Here is a 17,956-nt window from a genome sequence, read left to right as displayed (position 1 = left end):
GGCGGTGAAGGCCGGCCCACGTCACTGCGCGGCTCATGCGAGCGCACCGTACACCGGCTCGCAGCGTACGTCGGTTTTGACCGAGTTGGCAATGAAGCAGGCGTCGTGCGCCTCGTGGTGCAGACTGTCCAGCTCTTCGCGGGTCGGCTGGCGCTCGCCGGAAAACTCCACGTCGGGCCGCAGTGTCACGACGGTCATGGCCATCTTGCCGTCGGCATTTTTTTCCATGACCCCTTCCGCGGCGTCGAAGTAGCGGTCCACGCAGAATTTGCGTTTGGCCGCAATCGACAGAAACCACAACATGTGGCAGCTCGACAGCGAGGACACAAAGGCTTCCTCCGGGTCCAGCGCCGAGGCGTCGGACATCGGCAGCGGCACCACATGGGGTGACGACGAGCCGGGAACCTCCAGGCCGCCGTCAAAACGGAGCAGGTGGCGGCGGCTGTAGCGGTTGCCCGCAAAGTCGCCTTCGTTGCGCAGCCATAAAACTTCAGCGGTGTAGTGGGCCATGGTTATTTGAAGAAGGTGTGCAGGGCGTGCGCCGTTTCCAGCGGCAGCTCTTCGGGAATGAAATGCCCGGCCGGCAGGGCCTGGCCGCTGACGATGCCGGCGCATTGCGCCTGCCAGAGGTCCAGCGGCTGGAACAGCTGCTGCACCACACCGCGCTCACCCCACAGAACATGGGTGTCGCAGGCGATCTTGTCGCCGCGCGCCCGGCTCTCGCGGTCATGCACCAGGTCGATGCCGGCGCTGGCGCGGTAGTCCTCACAGGCGGCGTGGATTGCTTCGGGCGTGCAGAAGCAGCGCTCGTATTCGATCAGCGCCTCGGGCTCGATGTAGCTCAGGCCGCGGCTGCCCCAGCCGCCCAGCTTGGCATGCAGGTAGTCGACGGCGCAGCCGCCAATCATGGTTTCGGGCAGCGGGTTGGGCTGGATCAGGTGGAACCAGTGGTAATACGCGGTGGCAAAACGCATGTCGGTGGCGTTGTACATGTCCAGCGTCGGCGCAATGTCGATCAGGCACAGCCGGTCCACGCGCCCGGGGTGGTCCACGGCCAGGCGGTGCGCCACGCGGCCGCCGCGGTCGTGGCCGCACAGATAGAAGTTGCCGCGCCCCAGCGCGTCCATCACGGCCACGGCGTCCTGCGCCATGTTGCGTTTGCTGTAGTTGCTGTGGTCGGGCAGGCCGGCCACCTTGGACGAGTCGCCGTAGCCGCGCAGGTCGGGCAGCACCAGGAAGAAGTGTGTCTGCAGCGCCAGCGCCACGCGGTGCCACATCACATGACTTTGCGGAAAACCGTGCAGCAGCAGCAAGGTCGGGCCGGCGGTATTGCCGCCGTAGCGGGCGAAGATGGAGGTGCCGTTGACTTCGAAGTCGCGCGCTTCAAAACCTTCAAACCAGGCCTGCGGCAGGGTGGACGCCATGCTCAGTGCCCGCCCTGTTTCCGCCGCGCCAGGTAGGTGTGCAGGTTGGCCGCCGCCGTCTTGCGCACCTTGCTGCGCAGAAAAGGCGTCCAGCCCAGCAGCAGGCCTGGCGTGCCCAGCGCCTGGCGCGCCCAGGTCCAGAAGTCGAAGCGGTCACGGTGGGTGGCAATCAGCCCCTGCGGCGTGAAGGTGAAGCGCCCGTTGATCACGTTGTGCACCATGCGCCCGGTGGCGCTGAAGCGGTAGTGCGCCTCCCAGTGCGCCTGGCCGGCGGACGCATCGGCCTGGACGTCGCTGTAGTCGAGTTGCCACACATCGCGCCCCTTGGCCCGGGTGGCATCGCACAACATGTGCCACATGCCCGTGACCTGCTCGTGCCCGCGCAGCGAAAACGCCTCGTCGTCAAAAGATGCGTCGGGTGCATAACACTGGGCCATGGTGTCCGGGTCCAGGCGCGCAAAGGCGCTGTAGAACTTCTCCAGGGTCTGCTCGTTGGGATGCATAAACGCTTTCGGAAGTGAAGGAGCACGGAGAGGGATCAACCCGCGAAATCGTACACCGTCCGGATGCGCCTGCGCAGCGACCTGTAACAGCCAGCAGGCACCCGGGCGACAGGCCGGGCATTGATAATGTGCCAACGCGACCCATCTGCTCGACCATGATCCCTTTTTCCGTTCTGGACCTCTCCCCCATCGTGGAGGGTAGCGACGCCGCGCAGTCCCTGCGCAACACCCTGGACCTGGCGCAACACGCCGAACGCTGGGGCTTCCAGCGCTACTGGCTGGCCGAGCACCACGGCATGGCCGGCATTGCCAGTGCGACCACGGCGGTCGTCATGGCGCATGTGGCCGGCGGGACGTCGCGCATTCGCGTCGGTGCCGGCGGCATCATGCTGCCCAACCATTCCCCGCTGGTGATTGCCGAGCAGTTCGGCACCTTGGAATCGCTGTTTCCGGGCCGCATCGACCTCGGGCTGGGCCGGGCGCCGGGCTCCGACCAGGCGACGGCACGCGCGCTGCGGCGCGACCTGAACGCCGACCCCAACGAGTTTCCGCAGGACGTGGTTGAACTCATGCATTACTTCGAGCCGGTGTCCGAGGGCCAGCGCGTGCGCGCCGTGCCCGGCGCCGGCCTGAAGGTGCCGATCTGGATTCTGGGCTCCAGCCTGTTCGGCGCGCAGCTGGCGGCCCAGCTCGGCCTGCCGTTTGCCTTTGCCTCGCACTTCGCGCCGGCGCAGATGATGCAGGCCATCGAGGTTTACCGCGGCCGCTTCCGACCCTCGGAGCAACTGGCGCGCCCCTATGTGATGTTGGGTTTCAATGTGTTTGCGGCCGATAGCGACGAACAGGCGCAGCTGCTGTCGTCGTCGATGCAGCAGGCCTTTGTCAACCTGCGCAGCGGCAGGCCTTCGCGCCTGCAGCCGCCGGTGGCCGGTTACGAGGAGCGTCTCACGCCGCCCGAGCGCGCCATTCTGGAGCAGACCCTGTCATGCTCGGCCATAGGCGCGCCGACGACGGTGCGCCATGCGCTGGAGGCCTTCGTGGCCCGCACCGGCGCCGACGAGCTGATGATCACTTCACAGATCTTCGACCACAAGGCGCGCCTGCGCTCCTACGAGATCACGGCGGGCCTGCAGGGCTGAGGATGAAGCTTCGCGCGCCGCCCGCGTGTAGCTCTCCCATCAAGCCGGGGCCGCGAAACCGGCTTTGCCGGGCCGCAGGCGCAGCGGCCCCCTCGGGGGGCAGGGAGCTACACGTAGTGAGCGACCGTGGGGGCTACTTCTTTATCGACAGCAATTCAATCTCGAACTGCAGCGTGGCGTTGGGCGGAATCACGCCGCCCGCGCCGCGCGAGCCGTAGGCAATCGCTGCCGGGCAGGTGAGTTTGGCCTTGCCGCCCACCTTCATTTTCTGCACGCCTTCGGTCCAGCAGGGGATCACGCGGTTCAGCGGAAATTCCGTGGGTTCGTTGCGCTTGTAAGAGCTGTCGAACTCCTTGCCGTCCGGAAAGCTGCCGCGGTAGTGCACCTTGACAGTGTCAGTGGCGGCCGGGCTGGCGCCGCTGCCGTCTTTCAGCGAGCGGTAGACCAGCCCGCTGGCCGTGACGGACGCACCGGCCTCCTTGGCGGCGGCGGCCGCGGCCGCATCGGCTTGCGCCCAGGCGGCGGGCAACACAAACAATGACAAAACGCTGGCGCAGAGGATGGATCGCATGAGAATTCCTTGGGTGATGGTCAGAAAGACCGATGCGCTCATGTTAGCGCGCTGCAAGAAGTGACACGAAGCGAAGCGAACGTTGACACGAGCCAAAAATGCAAGCCAGGGCCGCGGATCTGGCTTTGCCAGTCCGCAGGCGCAGCGGCCCCCTCGGGGGGCAGGGCGCTACACGCAGTGAGCAACCGTGGGGGCCACATTCAGCGCGGCGCGTCGCGCAGCAGGTCCCGGTTGTCGTTCCACCAGGGGTCGTTGACGCCCTCCAGCAGCTTGTCAAAGGCAAACGCCTTCTGGCTGATCACCAGCCGGGCCGCACAACGCCGCACGGCGTGAAAAGACTCGTCCGTGTTGTCCAGCGGCGGACAGCGGGCGCTGAGCTTCTGGTAATAGTAGGGCGGCCAGGTGCCGGTGGTGTTGACCTCCTGGCCGGACAGCCAGTACACCCCGTTGCCGCGGCTGGCCATCCAGCGCTCGTACACCGGCGCTGGCAGGCCCTGCTTGACAAGGTAGTTGCGCAGCCCGTCGGTAGGCGCCTTGTCCCGCGCGGAACCCGGCGCTTGTTGCAGGCCAATCCGCCCGGCGGGCAACAGGCGCCAGGCGCCGGCCAGCCAGACGATGGCGCAGGGCCCCGCGCAGTCGGCGGTGGTGACCGTGTGTGGGTACAAGGCGGCCAGGGTGTCGGCCAGCAGCAGGGCTTCCGCGGTGTCGCCGCCTGAAATGGCCAGCTCGACCCGCCCCAGGGCGTGCCAGGCGTCGGCCGGTTTGCGCCGCACCAGCTCGGTCAGGCGGGCGGTGTCACCCGGCACCAGCTCGCCGCTGATCGTCAGGCTGCGGGCCACACCGGCCAGCGGGCCGTCCGGGAAGGGGTTGCCGTAGCTGAACTCCAGCGCATGGGCGCCAGGCAGGGCCAGCAAGGACCCCAGCACGGACAGCAGCCACACCGGTGCGGGGCCTTGCACGCGGCCCGCCGCACCGGGGCGGTGCCAAAGCGTCTGGAGCCAGCGTGATGTCAGCATTCAATCCTTGTGAAACCCGCCAGTCGCGCTGGGGGGTCCTTGTGGCCAAAAAAACAAAACAACTTTACCCGTCCCGCCCCTGCGGCGCTGCGGGGCAAGGCCTACTTTACACAGCCCGGAAAACCCTTGACCCAAAAGCTGCGGGTGGGTGGGCTGGCCCTGGGCGCGCCAGCTGCGCCTGCCGCCGTCAAGCCCGACCCCCGCTGTTCGCCCAGACCCTGCTGCGGCACACCAACCGCGAAGCCTATGCCATGCGCGAGCCCGCACCGCCCGCCCTGCAGGCCCCGCCGCAGTACACGGTGCAGATGTGGGCCCGGCTGGGGTTTGCGCCGCAGGTGGGGCCCTCGCCGCGGCGCGGGCTTACGGTCAATTCTGTACAACTACCGTTCGGGCTGAGCCTGTCGAAGCCTTGTAGCCCTTCGACAAGCTCAGGGTGAACGGAGCTAACTGAACTAACTGAGCAGCATTGGGCTTAGGGCTGGTCGGCCAGCAGTTGCACCAGCCGCTGCAGCGCATGTTGGACGGTGGCCGACCGCACGGCCGCGCGGTCGCCGTCGAAGTGTTGCATCTCGCTGCTGACCTGTCCGTCCACCATGAAGCCGAACCAGACCGTGCCCACCGGCTTGGCGCGGCTGCCGCCGGTGGGGCCGGCCACACCGGTCACCGCCACGGCGACCCGGGCTCTGGAATGCGTGATGGCGCCCTGCACCATGGCGCGCGCGACTTCCTCGCTGACCGCGCCGTGGGCGGTGACCAGCGCCGCAGCCACGCCCAGCATCTCGGTCTTGGCCTCGTTGGAGTAGGTGACAAAGCCGCGCTCGAACCAGTTGCTCGAACCGGCCAGGTCGGTGCAGGCGGCGCTGATCATGCCGCCGGTGCAGCTTTCGGCGGTGGCCAGCAGCCAGCCTTTTTTGAGAAGCAAATCGGCCAGCAGCCCAGCCAGGACGGGCGAAGACAGCTCACTTTTTGGTAGTGACGAAGGGTTCACCAGAAGCTCCAGGCGGCGATCACCAGCAGCGTGCAGAACGCCGCGGCGAAGTCGTCCAGCATGATGCCGAAACCACCGCGCCAGCCAAAACCCTTGAAAGTCCGGTCGGCCCAGGCCATGGGGCCGAACTTCACCGCGTCAAAAAAGCGGAACAGCACAAACGCCGCGAGCTGGCCCCACAGCCCCGCCGGCATGACCAGCCAGAGGATGAGCCAGAAGGCCACGATTTCGTCCCAGACGATGCTGCCGGGGTCGGCCACGCCCATGTTCCTGGCCGTCACCGTGCTGGCCCACCAGCCCAGCAGCGTGGCCACGGCAATCAGCAGCCCCATCTGCGGCGTGCTCAGCCAAGGCGCCATCGCCAGAAAGGCCAGCCAGGCCCACAAGGTGCCGGCCGTGCCGGGCGCCACCGGGCTCAGGCCCGAGCCGAAGCCCAGCGCCAGCAGGTGGGCCGGGTGGGCCAGCATGAAGCGGGCCGTGGGCCGGCGCGGCGGCGCCGCATGCGGTACGCCCGGAAAGGCAGGGGTTTCGTTCAGTGGGGGCATGGTGTGTGGGCAGCGGGTGCGCAGGGGGCGAAGCGATTCTATTTCATGCGTAAAAATGGCACGCGGCCCAATGAAAACGTGCGCAAGTAGCTATGTTTTTCATAGCACTTCAAGGGGTGGAGCTTTCATCCAGAACCGTCCGCAACACGGCATCAAAGGCCTGCGGTTGCTCGAACTGCACCCAGTGGCCCGCGTTGTCTATCCAGTGCATGCCGCGAAAGTTGGGCGCCGACTGCAGGGCCAGCGCCAGCGCTTCCTGCCGCTCGCGGTACAGCGCATCTTCGCGGCCGTAAATCGCGTACACCGGGCAGCGCACCTCGGCCAGTGTGCGCGCCAGCACGTCGGTGTAGGCCAGGCGGCGGCCCTTCATGCGGTCGCGCAGCGTGTTGTCGCTGTGCACACTCAGCGCCAGCGCGGTGATGGCCTCGGGCCGGTAGAGCATCAGCGCGGCCAGGTTCTTGCGGTGCACGGCCTCGCGTTCGGCCGGGTCGGGCAGGTGGCGCCAGGCCGTGAGCGTGACGGTGTTTCTCGACGCCACGCCCAGGCCGGGGGAGCCGATGAGCACCAGCCGCGCCACGCGGGCCGGCCACTGCGCCGCCAGAAAGCCGGCGACCATGCCGCCGAAGGAAAACGCCACCAGGTCGCAGGCGGCATCGCCCAGCAGAACCTGCAGACCCGCTTGCACCGGAGCGGCCAGCGCGTCGGCGTCGTTGCCTCTGGCGGGCGGCGCCGAGTCACCAAAACCCGGCAGATCGGCGGCCAGCACCTCGCGGCCGCTGCCCACCAGAGATTCGATGTTGCGCAACCAGTGGGTCCAGCTGCCGCTGCCGCCATGCAGCAGCACCACCGGCAGGTGCGGCGCGCCGGCCCGGGCCGGATCGGGCTGCCACCGGTGCCAGACCATGCTGCCGTTGCCGCACGGCGTTTCGAGGCAGGTGGCACTGGCCAGCAGGCGCTGGACGTCGGGGGGCGGGGCGGGTGGCGTGTCGGGTTGCATCAGGCGGTTATACCCGCAGCGGGCTGAACGCCCTCGGCCTGGGCAAACCACCCGGCCCAGTGGTCGAGGCAGGCCCTGATCTTGGGCAGGCGGTGCCGGCTCGTCAGTGTGACGGCGTAAATCGGGCTGGGCTGGTCGTCGACAAAGGCGGGCAGCACCGGCACCAGCAAACCGCGCCGCACCAGGGGCTCGGCCACCACCGTGGCAAAACGCGAAATGCCCAGGCCGTGCAGCGCCAGCTGCGCGGTGATGCCGGTGCTGCCCGAACGCCACTGCCCTTCCGTCACCACCACGCTGGGTTTGCCCTGGACGATGAAAGGCCAGTGGTTGAGCATGGCCACCGCGCTGTTGGTGATCAGGCGGTGCTGGTGCAGGTCGTCCGGATGCCGGGGTGTGCCGTGGGCCTGCAGGTAGCCGGGCGTGGCGTACAGCTTGCGGCCCAGCGTGCCGAGCTGCCGCGCCACCACCGTGTCGGTCAGCGGCGCGCCGGTGCGGATGGCGATGTCGATGCCGTCGTGCGCCATGTCCACCAGCCTGTCCTCGACCTGCAGTTCCACACACAGTTTGGGGTGGCGCGCGTGCAGGCTCTCGAAACTCGGGATCAGGAGGTACTCGGCCACCACCGTGCTGGCCGCCACGCGCACCCAGCCGCTGGCCTGGCGCGACTGGCTGGCAAACTCGCCCTCCAGCTCGTCCAGCGTGCCGGTCAGGCGCCGGCAGTATTGCAAAAAGGTCTGGCCTTCGGCGGTCGGCGTCAGGCCATGGGTGGAGCGGTGGATCAGCCGCGCGCCGCAGGCTTTTTCGATGCGCGCCAGCGCACGCGAGACCTGGCTCACCGGCACGTCGCGCTCGCGCGCCACGGCCGAGAGGGTGCCGAGCTCGGCCACGCGGGCAAACAGGTGCATGTCATCGAAGCTGAGGTCGCGCATGGCGTGATGGTAACCAGCCGCAGGTGCCCCTGCCTTTGCAGCGAACGCAAAACCCAATTGCACGTCGCGCTGTTTCCCGCGGGTGAGGGCTTGCCTACAGTGGCCTGCACCAGTCACCGCAATGAAAGGACCCGCCATGTACAGCGATCTCCACCACGACAGCTACCAGCGCCTGCACGATGCAGCCAAGCGCCAGGCCGAGGCCTTGCGCCGGCAGGCAATCAACGATTTCTGGCGCCGGCTGGGGCAAGCCATCCGGCGCCGCCTGCAGGCCTTGCGCCGCCCGGCAAGGCTGCAACTTCCGCGGGAGGCCTGAGATGCCCACGCTGACGCTGAAAGTGGCACCGCTGCAAACCCCGGCCCGTTACCGGCAACTCGCCCAGGCGCTGACCACGCTGACCGCGCAGCTGCTCGGCAAGCGGCGCGAGGTGACGGCGGTCATCGTGGAGGGCCTGCCTGTTGGACACTGGTATGTGGGTGGCGACGAACTGCGGCGGCCCACCGCGCTGCTGGAAATCAGCATCACCGCCGGCACCAACACGGTGGACGAGAAAGCCGCGTTTGTCAGCGCGGCGTTTGCCGAACTGCAGCGCCAGCTGGGAGAGGGCGGCGCACTGGAAGAAGCCAGTTACGTGGTGGTGCGGGAACTGCCGGCCGCCGATTGGGGCTATGGCGGGCACACGCAACAGGCCCGCAAGCGCACGCTGGCTCAGGCAAAGTGATCGAAGGACGCATACCGGCCCGGCACGGCATGCCCCGAGGCGTCGACCAGCCGCAGGCCGGGCGGGTGTTCGATGACGCCGATGCGGGTCACCGCGGTCTGCGCCTGCAGCGCCGCGGCCTGCACCGCCGCTCGCGCCGACACCGGCGCGGTGAACGCCAGCTCGTAGTCGTCGCCGCCGGCCAGCACGCAGCGCAGCCGGGTTTCATGCGAAAAATGGCCCTCAGCCCTTGTGGAATCTGCGCCATCAGCTAGTAAATTGATAGCAACCGAGGTGTCGATGCGGGCACCGGTGCCGGAGGCCTCCAGGATGTGGCCGAGGTCGCCGAGCAGGCCGTCGCTCACGTCGATGGCCGCTGTCGCGATGCCGCGCAGCGCCAGGCCCAGCGCGACACGCGGCGTGGGCTGCTCCAGCCGCGCGCGCGCGGCGGCCAGCCGTTCGTGCGGCAAGGCGATGCTGCCGCGCAGCGCTTCCAGGGCCAGCCGCGCTTCGCCCAGCGTGCCGCTGACGTACACCTCATCGCCGTCGCGCGCGCCCGAGCGCAGCAGCGCCTGCCCGCGCGGTACCTCGCCGAACACGGTGATGCAGATGTTCAGCGGCCCCTGCGTTGTGTCGCCGCCGACCAGTTCGCAGCCGTGGGCATCGGCCAGGGCGAACAGGCCGCGCGAGAAGGCCGCGAGCCAGGCTTCGTCGGCCCGCGGCAGGGCCAGCGCCAGCGTGAAGGCCAGCGGCTGCGCACCGCAGGCAGCGAGGTCGCTGAGGTTGACGGCCAGCGCCTTGTGACCCAGCGCGAACGGGTCCACATCGGCGAAGAAATGCCGGCCCTCGACCAGCATGTCGCAGGAAATGGCCATCTGCATGCCGGCGGCCGGCTGCAGCAGCGCGCAGTCGTCGCCGACGCCCAGCACGGCGCGGGTCGTGGGGCGTGTGAAATAACGCGCGATCAGGTCGAATTCACCCATGGGGGGAGCATAACGGGTGGTGGGGCCATTTTTTTATTCGTTGGCCAATGCAGGAGGCGTGGTTTGCCGGCAAGCCGGGGGTTGCCCGGCGGCAACTCACTTTTCTTTTGCGTCGCCAAAAGAAAAGTAAGCAAAAGAAAAGGCGACCCGATGGTCTGGGTCCCTTCGCTTCGCTACGGGCACCCTGCGGTGCTCGCCGAAAGTGGGGTCGAGCTCGAACTCGCCTTCGGCTCAGACAATCGCTCGCCCTGATCCACTTTCGGCTGCGCTCCTCGGCCCCAGCCCGACGGGTGGGGGAAGAAAGCGGGAGCGGATGCAGATACGGGGAGACCTGGCGCGAAGCGCGTCAGGTCGGACTCAAGCGGCCGTGATGTTTGCACGCGAGTGCAGCACACGCAGCCAAATGAAGTCCCCCTCCATCGCCCAGCGAGGCGAGGGCAGGGGTTAGGGGTGGGAGTGGGGAGTCCGTCCTACTGTCCAGGGCAGACCGCAGACGCAGCGTGATGCAGCCGCAGTCAGACCGGCAATCCCCGAAACTTAAGCGCGGCTTGGCGAATCACTTCGGCCAGCAGGTTTTCCTTGGCCTGCAACTCGCGCAACCAGCGCGCGTCGTTGTTCGACAGCTCCACACTGCTGCGCAGCAGGTGGATGCCGCTGCTGGCGCCCAGCGGCCTGGCGTGCGCGCCGATCTTGTCCATGGTCATCAGGATGTGGTCACGCAGGGCCATGTGTTCGCCGGTGGCCGGGTCCACATACACCGCTTCCAGCCCGAAGCGGCAGGCCTGGAAGCGGTTGTAGGTGTAGACCAGGTAGTCGTCTTCGGTCGGCATGAAGGGCTGGTCGTTCATGAACCAGGAAGCGAGCGACTGCACGTAGCCGGACAGCGCGGCGGCGCGGCCCACCGTCAGCGGTGTGTCGAAGACGCGGATCTCGATGGTGCCGAACTCCGGCTTGGGCCGGATGTCCCAGTAAAAGTCCTTCATGCTCCGGACCACACCGGTGCGTGTCATTTTCTCGAAGTAGACGGTGAACTCGTCCCAGGTCAGCGCCATCGGCGCGCGGCCCGACAGCGGAAAGGCAAACACCGAGTTCAGCCGCGCCGAATCAAAGGCCGTGTCCTGTCCCTGCACATAGGGGCTGGAGGCCGACAGCGCGATGAAGTGCGGAATGTAGCGCGACATGCGGTGCAGCGTCAGCAGCGCGGTGTCGGCATCGGGGCAGCCCACATGCACGTGCTGGCCGAAAATCGTGAACTGCTTGGACAGGTAGCCGTACAGCTCGGACAGCTCGCGAAACCGCGGTTTGTCGTAGATGCGGCGCTCATGCCATTGCTGGAAGGGGTGGGTGCCGCCGCCGACCACGGCGATGTTGAGCTTGTCGGCGCACTTGACCAGTGCGTCGCGGATCTGCGTGAGCTGACCCAGCACCTCGGACGAGGACTGGCAGACGCCGGTAGAGATCTCGATCATGCTCGAGGTCATTTCGGGCACCACGCTGCCGGGCAGGGGGATCTTGTCCATCAGGCGCAGCATGTCTTCGGCATACGGGGCGAGATCGTAGTCATGGGTGTTGACGAGCTGCAGTTCCAGCTCGACGCCGAGCGACAGCGCCTCCGATTTCTGGAAGGGCTCCAGCCCGCCGGGTGCCAGTTGCGCAGGGGTGTGTTTACTCACGGAGCTCTCCGGTTGAGGTGGTCCAGGGTTTGTGCGTCCAGGGTTTGGAGCTTTCACGGGCGCGGTAGATGGCGAAGGTGGCGACGATGGCGCCCAGCACTTCCATCAGCAGGATGGCCGGCAGCGCAATGCTGGCAATGCGCGGTCCCAGCGACGCCGACGAAGCCACAAACTGCGAAACGATCAGCAGCGCCACCGAGGACATCGGCGACATCGCGCAGCCGACCCACAGGGCCTGCTTCCAGCTGGCGCCGCTGCCCACGTTGCCGAGCGCGACGCCGGTGATCTTGGCCAGGGCCCGCGCCACGACCAGCGCCGCCACCAGTCCGGCCACCTGGCCGCTCCAGTCGGCCTGCGCGGCCACCACGGAAACCAGTACGAACATCAGCATGGTCAGCATCGCCGAGGCGGTGCCCATCTGCCGCGGCCAGGACCAGGGCCGGGGGTTGAGCTGCTTGAGCATCATGCCGCCCAGCAGTGCGGCCAGGGGCGCCGAGCCGCCGAAGTGGGCGGCCAGTGCGGCGCCGGTGGCGATCAGGGCCAGCAGCAGGATGGCGGTGTTCTCGCTGGTCGGGCTCATCACGCGCAGGGCCGAACGCAGCGCCAGCGCCAGGCCGGCACCGACCACCACCGACAGGCCCAGCACCACCGCCACCGGGTAGAGGGTGTCGGTCAGGCTTTGGTCGGCGGTGTTCATCATGCCGGCGCGGGCGCTGCAAAGCGTCAGCGCATACAGCGTGCTCAGGGTCGACAGCACCATGGCACGCTCGGTGACGGGGCCGGAGGCGCGGGTGTCGATGATCACGCGCGACAGCACCGCCGGCGAAGCCGCCATGGCCAGCAGGGCCAGCGGCTCGGCGACCACGTCACGCACGCCGAAAAAAGTCAGCGCCCAATAGACGGCGACAAAGGTCAGCGTCGATTCGGCCAGGCTTTGCACCAGCACCATGGGGTTGTGGCGGAACCAGCGCAGCGGAATGCGGCCACCCGCTTCAAACAGCACGACGGCCACGCCGAGTTCCAGCAGAAAAAGGCCGGTTCCCTGTAGCGGCCAGGCCGCACCGGTGAATCCGGCCAGACCGGCAAAGGCGCCGACCGCCGAATAACCCACCACCTTGGGAACGCCTGCATAACGCTGCACCAGGTGCCCGGTCAGCGCGGCCAGCGCCAGCAGGATGGACCACTGAACCGTGGGAAGTCCCGCCGAGGGTTTGATCCATTCGGCCCAAATGGCCACGATTTCATTCATGGATGAGTGTCTCCGCTGATTGATTGAAATTCATGCAGCGCCGCGCAGGGGTGCGCGGGTGCTCGATGGGGACAGGCCGCCGATGCGGCGACAAGCCCCGGGGGCCTGCTGCGGTTCATTGTCGGGGCCGGGGGTTGCAGGCCGGACAGGCACCCATGGGAAAAGCAGCCCCAATTTACAACGCTTCACACTCTTTGCATGTAGGACAAGTACTCACATGCGGGCCTGCCGCGCTGTTGGTGTGATGGCTGTCAGGGTACTGACAGTTCCCGTGGAACTCAATCGGGCAGAAAAAAGCTGGCCGGCTTGCTGCGCCAGCGCGCCCAGATCGCAGAACGGATGCGGCCGCGGTCCACACCGCTGACGCTGTGGGCCCGCAGCGCCAGCCGGAAGGCGAAGTAAAAACTCACCCCCAGGTTGAGTGCACCGATCAGCGGGATGGACGCCACGCACCACCACAGGGCCGGCTGCCGCAACGCGTCCCAGCCCAGGGCCGCAGCGGCCGCAGCCAACTGGCCCGAGGACAGCGTGACGTGGCGCACTTCGAGTTCCAGACCGAAAAAGCCGGTCATGGGCGGAATCAGCCCCAGCATGAAACCCAGGGCGATGTTGGACGTGAAGCCGGAAATGTTGTCGCGCATGAAATGGGCCCAGCGCCGCGCCCGAGCAACGCCCAGGGCCCGCGTGATGCGCGGGTTGTAACGCATGGCTGACGCCAGCCGGTACAGCACAAACCAGTTTTCCACCCAGCCGCCGATGATGCTGGCGGCAAACAGCACCACACCGGTGAAGGCGGCCCACAGCAGCGTGGGGCCGAGCAGGCTCAGGGTGTGCAGCACATGACCGGCTTCTTTCGCGTCGATCATCGGCCGCCCCAGCCCGTACTGCATGGCGAGGCTGATCAGCAGCACGACCGGCACCACCACGAGCACGTTGCCCAGCACGGCCGCCACTTGGGAGCGCACCAGGTGGGTGACCTCGTCGACAAACTCGCTGACCGCTTCGCCGGTGCGCAGGTCCTTGAGCTTGGCGGCCATGGCCGGTGCCGTCATGGCCGGCTGTTTGGTGGCCAGCGTGAAGTGCAGCAGCTGGATCAGCACAAAGCTGGCGGCATACACGATGCTGGCCAGGAAGCCGCTCCAGAAGGCCGACAGCGCCAGCCCCACCACCATGAACTTGAGCAGCGTGGTGACGGCCGTCAGGGCGCCGCCGCCGGCCGCCTTGCCCAGCATGTCGGTGTAGGCGGCACGGTCGCGCGTGATGTAGTGCTCGCCGGTCTCGGCGCCGCGCTCGGCCACCTTGGCGGCCAGCAGGGTGGAGTTGCTGGCCACCAGCGCGCGTATGCTGCGGCGCTCTTCGGCCAGCAGCACCAGCCGGGCCAGCAGCTGCATGGCGCTGGTGGCGGGTTTGTCCGAAAGCAGGCAGTCGAGCAGCTCGCGAATGCGCAGGATGCGCTCGCGCAACTGGCGCAGGCGAAACACCAGGCCGACCGAGATGCCATGTTCATCGAGATGGACGTACACCGACGAGGCGGCGCTGCGGCAAGCCTCGAGCCGGCTCTTGAACTGGTCCAGCGCCAGGTGCAGCGCGCCGCTGTCGGGCCCGTGCAGCAGCAGCGCGGCGCGCAGCGCTTCAAGATCAGCTTGCAGGCCGTGAAAGGGCCGGGCCAGCAGGCTCTGGGAACTCATGCGCAGGCGCAGTTCCGGCGAGAAGCCGGTGGCGCAGACCTGGCTGGTGCAGTAGGTCAGGGACTCCAGCAGCGTGACCTGCCAGTCCTGCAACAACGTGCTGGCGCCGGTGGCAGGGGGTTCGCCAACGGCTTCGTCGCCGGCCGGTGTGGCGATGGGCGGGTCCAGCAGGGCGCCCAGCCGGCCCAGCGTGTCCTCGTCGAGCAGCTTGAGCCACTGCGCGTCGAACGGCACCGGGAACAGCAGCATGAACAGTTCGGTGGCGTGCGTGGTCTCGGGCGTGCCCGGCAACAGCTTGTAGCGCAGCCGTTCGCCGAGTTCGCTGAGAAAGGCGGCACGCGGCGCAAAACCGAAATCGGAAAACAGGGGCGTGGCATCCACCGTCTCGACCAGGGTGAGCCACCATTGACGCAGCCGCTCCGGAAAACCCGGCCGGGCGTGCGCCGCGTCCAGGAACAGCTGGACCCGGGACAGCGCGGCCTGCGCATTGCCGGCGTCCCCGCGTATCCAGTCCAGCAGGTCGCTGAGCCAGAGGTGCCGCACGGCCAGCTCGGCCCGCGGCTCCAGCTGGTCCAGCAACTCGCTCAGTGTCCGCATGGCCTAGTGCAGGACACGGCCGGCGCCGGCCTGGCCCGGTCCGCCGGCATCGCCCGCCTCGAGCACAAACATCGGAATGGTCGCCTCGAAACGTTCGCCATCCTCGGCGACACAGAAGTAGCTGCCATGCATGGTGCCGGTCGGGGTGCGCAGGCGCGAACCGCTGCTGTACTGGAAGGACTCGCCGGGCTTGAGCAAGGGCTGGTGGCCCACCACGCCCAGGCCCTTGACCTCTTCGGTGTGGCCACGCGCGTCGCTGATGATCCAGTGGCGCGAGATCAGTTGCGCCGCGACTTCGCCGGTGTTGGTGATCGTGACGGTGTAGGCAAAGCCGTACACCTCGTCGTCGGGCGCAGATTGCTCGGGAAGGTAGTGCGGCTGGACGTCGCAGGAAAATTCGTATTTCGGCATGGGGTCCACAAGAGTGGCGCCCATGTTAACCGCCCTCTGGCGGGCAGGAGAATCCGGGGGAAATGGGCGGGATGCGCGCTTGCTGCGACAATCTCGCCATGAGCCAAAACAAGCCACCCGTGTACCGGATTGCCCCTTCGATTTTGTCCGCCGATTTCGCGCGCCTGGGGGAGGAACTCCGGTCGGTCATCGAGGCCGGTGCCGACTGGATCCACTTTGACGTGATGGACAACCATTACGTGCCCAACCTCACCTTCGGGCCCATGATCTGCAGCGCCCTCAAGCCGCACGCCAAGAAGGCCGACGGCACCGCGGTGCCGATCGACGTGCATCTGATGGTGCAGCCGGTGGACAGCCTGGCTGCGGCCTTTGCCGATGCCGGCGCCGACCTGATCAGCTTCCACCCCGACGCTTCCGGCCACGTGCACCGCAGTGTGCAGGCCATCAAGTCCAAAGGCTGCAAGGCCGGTCTGGTGTTCAACCCGGCCGCGCCGCTGGACGTGCTGGACTGGGTCATCGACGACATCGACCTGATCCTGATCATGAGTGTCAACCCTGGTTTTGGCGGCCAGAGTTTCATCGACTCGGCCCTGCGCAAGATCGAGCAGGCGAGGAAGCGCATTGACGCCTCGGGCAAGGACATCCGTCTGGAGGTCGACGGCGGCATCAAGCTCGACAACATCGCGCAGGTGGCTGCTGCCGGCGCCGATACTTTTGTGGCGGGCAGTGCGATTTTCGGCAAGCCGGACTACCGGGCGGTGATCGCGGGCATGCGGGCAGCACTGGCGACATAAGCCGACAGCGCAGGATGCGGGTGAACCAGGGGCCGTGCCCTGGCTAGATTGGAAAGGCCGGACCATGGGGACAGCGGGCAAATCAGAAGCGGGGGCGCTGCAGCAGACCGCAGGGGCAGATGCGCCGGCGCCGCTGCACAGGCACCGAATTCTGGTGATCGAGGACAGCGAGGACATCCGTTACCTGCTCACGGCCCTGCTCCAGGACAGCTATGAGGTGGTGGCGGCTGCCGCCGGCGAGGCCGGTCTGCAGATGGCCCGGTCGGCCGAGCGGCCCGACATCATCCTGCTCGACGTGGTGATGCCGGACATGGACGGCTACGAGGTGCTTGCCCGGCTCGGCCGGGACCCGCGCACCGCCGATATCCCGGTCATCTTCCTGACCGCGCTGGGCAGCGAGGACGAAGAGCACCGGGGTCTGGACCTGGGCGCCACCGACTACGTGACCAAGCCCATCAGTCCGCCGGTGCTTCTGGCCCGCCTGAAATTGCACCTGGAGCGCAGCGCCAACGCCAGGCGGCTGAAGGTGTTGTCCGAGCAGCTTTCGCGGTATCTGGCGCCGCAGGTGTACCAGTCGCTTTTCGACGGTTCGCGCCAAGCTGAAATCCGGACGCAGCGCAAGAAGCTGACGGTGTTTTTTTCCGACATCAAGAACTTCACCGAATCGACGGCGCAGTGGCAGCCCGAAGAGGTCACGCTGCTGCTCAACAGCTATTTCGCGGAGATGTCGCAGATTGCCGCCGAATACGGCGCCACGCTGGACAAATTTATCGGGGACGCCATCGTCATTTTTTTTGGCGACCCGCATACGCTGGGCGTTCGCGAGGATGCCTTGCAGTGCGTGCGGATGTCCATCGCCATGCAAAAACGCATGGAAGGGCTGCGGGCCCGCTGGCGGGACATGGGCATCCACAGGAATTTCGAGATTCGCATCGGCATCAACTCGGGGTTTTGCGACGTCGGCAATTTCGGCAGCAGCCTGCGCATGGAATACACCATCATCGGCCGCGAGGTCAACCTGGCGGCCCGGCTCGAGCAGGCCGCCGAACCCGGCGAAATCCTGATTTCCAGCGAGACCCATGCCCTGGTGCAGGGCGAGGTCCAGGCCGACGCACGGGACGCCATCCTGGCCAAGGGGTTTTCCCAACCCATTCCCGTTTATGTGGTCCGTCCGGAAACCACGGGACTGCCTGGCGATCCGGCGGTCATTCGCTGCGACCGGCCGGGCCTGCATCTGGAAATCGATGCGGGCCGACTGACCGCGGCGCAAAAGGCCGAGGCCGTGAGCGAGTTGCGCAAGGCGCTGGCCAGGCTGGAAGCGACGGCGGCTGGTGAGCCGCCGGCCGATGCCTGGCCCACCGCCATCGAAGGGCTGGACCTGGCCCTCGGGTTGCGCCGGGCGATGGGCGTGAAAACGCTTTATTTTTCCATGCTGAGCCGTTTTCTGGAAGGGCGCAAGGACACGCCCGGTCGCCTCCGGGAGGCGCTGGACGCGGGCGACCTGCAAGCGGCGGAACTGCTGGTCCACTCCCTGCGCGGCCTGTCCGCGCAGATCGGTGCCACGCAGGTGCCCGGGCACGCCCAGGCGCTGGAGCAGGCCCTGCACGGGGAGCAGCCGCGCGCCGCGCTCGATGTTTTGCTGAAGCGGCTGGAGGCCTCGCTGGGCGAGTTGATCGCGGCGCTGGAGGCCGGCTTGCCTGCGGCGGCAACGCCATGACCGCGCGGCTGCGTCCGGCGGCAGGCAGGCG

19 protein-coding genes are annotated in these 17,956 nt (G+C 67.3%); 5 read left to right on the top strand and 14 right to left on the bottom strand.

What is annotated here, in order from left to right; translation table 11 throughout:
• Positions 1–33 precede the first annotated feature (33 nt).
• Genes B7G52_RS04555 through B7G52_RS04545 form a run of 3 tightly spaced genes read right to left on the bottom strand, consistent with a single transcriptional unit; the run spans position 34 to position 1,927 of the window.
• Complete coding sequence (locus B7G52_RS04555; RefSeq protein ID WP_096696464.1) at positions 34–510, bottom strand: OsmC family protein; 477 nt, start codon at positions 508–510, stop codon at positions 34–36.
• Positions 511–512: 2 nt separating this feature from the next.
• Complete coding sequence (locus B7G52_RS04550) at positions 513–1,424, bottom strand: alpha/beta fold hydrolase (protein ID WP_096696463.1); 912 nt, start codon at positions 1,422–1,424, stop codon at positions 513–515.
• A gap of 2 nt (positions 1,425–1,426) precedes the next feature.
• Entirely contained in the window at positions 1,427–1,927 is a 501-nt protein-coding gene (locus B7G52_RS04545; RefSeq protein WP_096696462.1) for a nuclear transport factor 2 family protein, read from the bottom strand.
• A 155-nt stretch (positions 1,928–2,082) separates the two neighbouring features.
• Here B7G52_RS04545 and B7G52_RS04540 point away from each other — a divergent pair, with 155 nt between their 5' ends.
• A complete protein-coding gene (locus B7G52_RS04540) occupies positions 2,083–3,066 on the top strand; it encodes an LLM class flavin-dependent oxidoreductase (protein ID WP_096696461.1) in 984 nt (327 codons plus the stop codon).
• A 133-nt stretch (positions 3,067–3,199) separates the two neighbouring features.
• Here B7G52_RS04540 and B7G52_RS04535 read toward each other — a convergent pair whose 3' ends face one another.
• The 6 genes from B7G52_RS04535 to B7G52_RS04505 form a co-directional block, all read right to left on the bottom strand.
• Entirely contained in the window at positions 3,200–3,637 is a 438-nt protein-coding gene (locus tag B7G52_RS04535) for an FKBP-type peptidyl-prolyl cis-trans isomerase (protein ID WP_096696552.1), read from the bottom strand.
• 200 nt (positions 3,638–3,837) lie between these two features.
• Positions 3,838–4,653 carry a hypothetical protein gene (locus B7G52_RS04525; RefSeq protein WP_096696460.1) on the bottom strand — a complete coding sequence of 272 codons (816 nt, stop codon included), beginning with the start codon at positions 4,651–4,653 and terminating at the stop codon, positions 3,838–3,840.
• 472 nt (positions 4,654–5,125) lie between these two features.
• Positions 5,126–5,644 (bottom strand): CinA family protein, encoded by a 519-nt coding sequence (locus B7G52_RS04520; protein WP_096696459.1) that lies wholly within the window; start codon positions 5,642–5,644, stop codon positions 5,126–5,128.
• Positions 5,638–6,186 (bottom strand): phosphatidylglycerophosphatase A, encoded by a 549-nt coding sequence (locus tag B7G52_RS04515; protein WP_096696458.1) that lies wholly within the window; start codon positions 6,184–6,186, stop codon positions 5,638–5,640. Before B7G52_RS04515 ends, B7G52_RS04520 begins: the two co-directional genes overlap by 7 nt.
• Before the next feature lie 109 nt (positions 6,187–6,295).
• Positions 6,296–7,183, bottom strand: a complete 888-nt coding sequence (locus tag B7G52_RS04510) for an alpha/beta fold hydrolase (protein WP_240523318.1) — start codon at positions 7,181–7,183, stop codon at positions 6,296–6,298.
• The gene (locus tag B7G52_RS04505) at positions 7,183–8,112 is read right to left on the bottom strand and encodes a LysR family transcriptional regulator (protein ID WP_096696457.1); all 930 of its coding nucleotides are present in this window, start codon (positions 8,110–8,112) and stop codon (positions 7,183–7,185) included. Before B7G52_RS04505 ends, B7G52_RS04510 begins: the two co-directional genes overlap by 1 nt.
• A 136-nt stretch (positions 8,113–8,248) precedes the next feature.
• On the opposite strand from B7G52_RS04505, the gene B7G52_RS04500 reads away from it, so the two are divergent.
• Entirely contained in the window at positions 8,249–8,428 is a 180-nt protein-coding gene (locus tag B7G52_RS04500; RefSeq protein WP_096696456.1) for a hypothetical protein, read from the top strand.
• A gap of 1 nt (position 8,429) precedes the next feature.
• Entirely contained in the window at positions 8,430–8,834 is a 405-nt protein-coding gene (locus B7G52_RS04495; protein WP_096696455.1) for a tautomerase family protein, read from the top strand.
• On the opposite strand, the gene thiL is transcribed toward B7G52_RS04495, so the two are convergent.
• The 5 genes from thiL to apaG form a co-directional block, all read right to left on the bottom strand.
• Positions 8,822–9,796, bottom strand: a complete 975-nt coding sequence (gene thiL, locus B7G52_RS04490; RefSeq protein ID WP_096696454.1) for a thiamine-phosphate kinase — start codon at positions 9,794–9,796, stop codon at positions 8,822–8,824. The two genes, B7G52_RS04495 and thiL, sit on opposite strands and share 13 nt — an antisense overlap.
• 515 nt (positions 9,797–10,311) lie before the next feature.
• The gene (locus B7G52_RS04485; RefSeq protein ID WP_240523317.1) at positions 10,312–11,469 is read right to left on the bottom strand and encodes a YbdK family carboxylate-amine ligase; all 1,158 of its coding nucleotides are present in this window, start codon (positions 11,467–11,469) and stop codon (positions 10,312–10,314) included.
• Complete coding sequence (locus tag B7G52_RS04480) at positions 11,462–12,718, bottom strand: cation:proton antiporter (protein WP_096696453.1); 1,257 nt, start codon at positions 12,716–12,718, stop codon at positions 11,462–11,464. Before B7G52_RS04480 ends, B7G52_RS04485 begins: the two co-directional genes overlap by 8 nt.
• Positions 12,719–12,996: 278 nt before the next feature.
• On the bottom strand, positions 12,997–15,003 hold the full coding sequence (locus tag B7G52_RS04475) for a site-specific recombinase (protein ID WP_096696452.1): 2,007 nt from the start codon (positions 15,001–15,003) through the stop codon (positions 12,997–12,999).
• Between the two features lie 3 nt (positions 15,004–15,006).
• Positions 15,007–15,414, bottom strand: a complete 408-nt coding sequence (apaG, locus tag B7G52_RS04470) for a Co2+/Mg2+ efflux protein ApaG (protein ID WP_096696549.1) — start codon at positions 15,412–15,414, stop codon at positions 15,007–15,009.
• A 98-nt stretch (positions 15,415–15,512) separates the two neighbouring features.
• Here apaG and rpe point away from each other — a divergent pair, with 98 nt between their 5' ends.
• Positions 15,513–16,208, top strand: a complete 696-nt coding sequence (rpe, locus tag B7G52_RS04465) for a ribulose-phosphate 3-epimerase (protein ID WP_096696548.1) — start codon at positions 15,513–15,515, stop codon at positions 16,206–16,208.
• 64 nt (positions 16,209–16,272) lie between these two features.
• Positions 16,273–17,925 (top strand): adenylate/guanylate cyclase domain-containing protein, encoded by a 1,653-nt coding sequence (locus B7G52_RS04460; protein ID WP_096696451.1) that lies wholly within the window; start codon positions 16,273–16,275, stop codon positions 17,923–17,925.
• The last annotated feature ends 31 nt before the right edge of the window (positions 17,926–17,956 follow it).

The sequence above is a fragment of the Polaromonas sp. AER18D-145 genome, from assembly GCF_002379095.1.
GTDB lineage: Bacteria > Pseudomonadota > Gammaproteobacteria > Burkholderiales > Burkholderiaceae_C > Polaromonas.
Note: the sequence above shows the minus strand (reverse complement) of the source record. Positions and strands in the feature narration are given on the sequence as shown.

Bases quoted from the DNA above. Each gene is read 5' to 3' on its own strand.
- B7G52_RS04555 (WP_096696464.1), bottom strand. From the start codon at position 510: ATGGCCCACTACACCGCTGAAGTTTTATGGCTGCGCAACGAAGGCGAC.
- B7G52_RS04495 (WP_096696455.1), top strand. From the start codon at position 8,430: ATGCCCACGCTGACGCTGAAAGTGGCACCGCTGCAAACCCCGGCCCGT.
- thiL (WP_096696454.1), bottom strand. From the start codon at position 9,796: ATGGGTGAATTCGACCTGATCGCGCGTTATTTCACACGCCCCACGACC.
- B7G52_RS04480 (WP_096696453.1), bottom strand. From the start codon at position 12,718: ATGAATGAAATCGTGGCCATTTGGGCCGAATGGATCAAACCCTCGGCG.
- B7G52_RS04535 (WP_096696552.1), bottom strand. From the start codon at position 3,637: ATGCGATCCATCCTCTGCGCCAGCGTTTTGTCATTGTTTGTGTTGCCC.
- B7G52_RS04540 (WP_096696461.1), top strand. From the start codon at position 2,083: ATGATCCCTTTTTCCGTTCTGGACCTCTCCCCCATCGTGGAGGGTAGC.
- B7G52_RS04505 (WP_096696457.1), bottom strand. From the start codon at position 8,112: ATGCGCGACCTCAGCTTCGATGACATGCACCTGTTTGCCCGCGTGGCC.
- B7G52_RS04525 (WP_096696460.1), bottom strand. From the start codon at position 4,653: ATGCTGACATCACGCTGGCTCCAGACGCTTTGGCACCGCCCCGGTGCG.
- B7G52_RS04515 (WP_096696458.1), bottom strand. From the start codon at position 6,186: ATGCCCCCACTGAACGAAACCCCTGCCTTTCCGGGCGTACCGCATGCG.
- B7G52_RS04500 (WP_096696456.1), top strand. From the start codon at position 8,249: ATGTACAGCGATCTCCACCACGACAGCTACCAGCGCCTGCACGATGCA.
- B7G52_RS04550 (WP_096696463.1), bottom strand. From the start codon at position 1,424: ATGGCGTCCACCCTGCCGCAGGCCTGGTTTGAAGGTTTTGAAGCGCGC.
- B7G52_RS04545 (WP_096696462.1), bottom strand. From the start codon at position 1,927: ATGCATCCCAACGAGCAGACCCTGGAGAAGTTCTACAGCGCCTTTGCG.
- apaG (WP_096696549.1), bottom strand. From the start codon at position 15,414: ATGCCGAAATACGAATTTTCCTGCGACGTCCAGCCGCACTACCTTCCC.
- rpe (WP_096696548.1), top strand. From the start codon at position 15,513: ATGAGCCAAAACAAGCCACCCGTGTACCGGATTGCCCCTTCGATTTTG.
- B7G52_RS04460 (WP_096696451.1), top strand. From the start codon at position 16,273: ATGGGGACAGCGGGCAAATCAGAAGCGGGGGCGCTGCAGCAGACCGCA.
- B7G52_RS04475 (WP_096696452.1), bottom strand. From the start codon at position 15,003: ATGCGGACACTGAGCGAGTTGCTGGACCAGCTGGAGCCGCGGGCCGAG.
- B7G52_RS04510 (WP_240523318.1), bottom strand. From the start codon at position 7,183: ATGCAACCCGACACGCCACCCGCCCCGCCCCCCGACGTCCAGCGCCTG.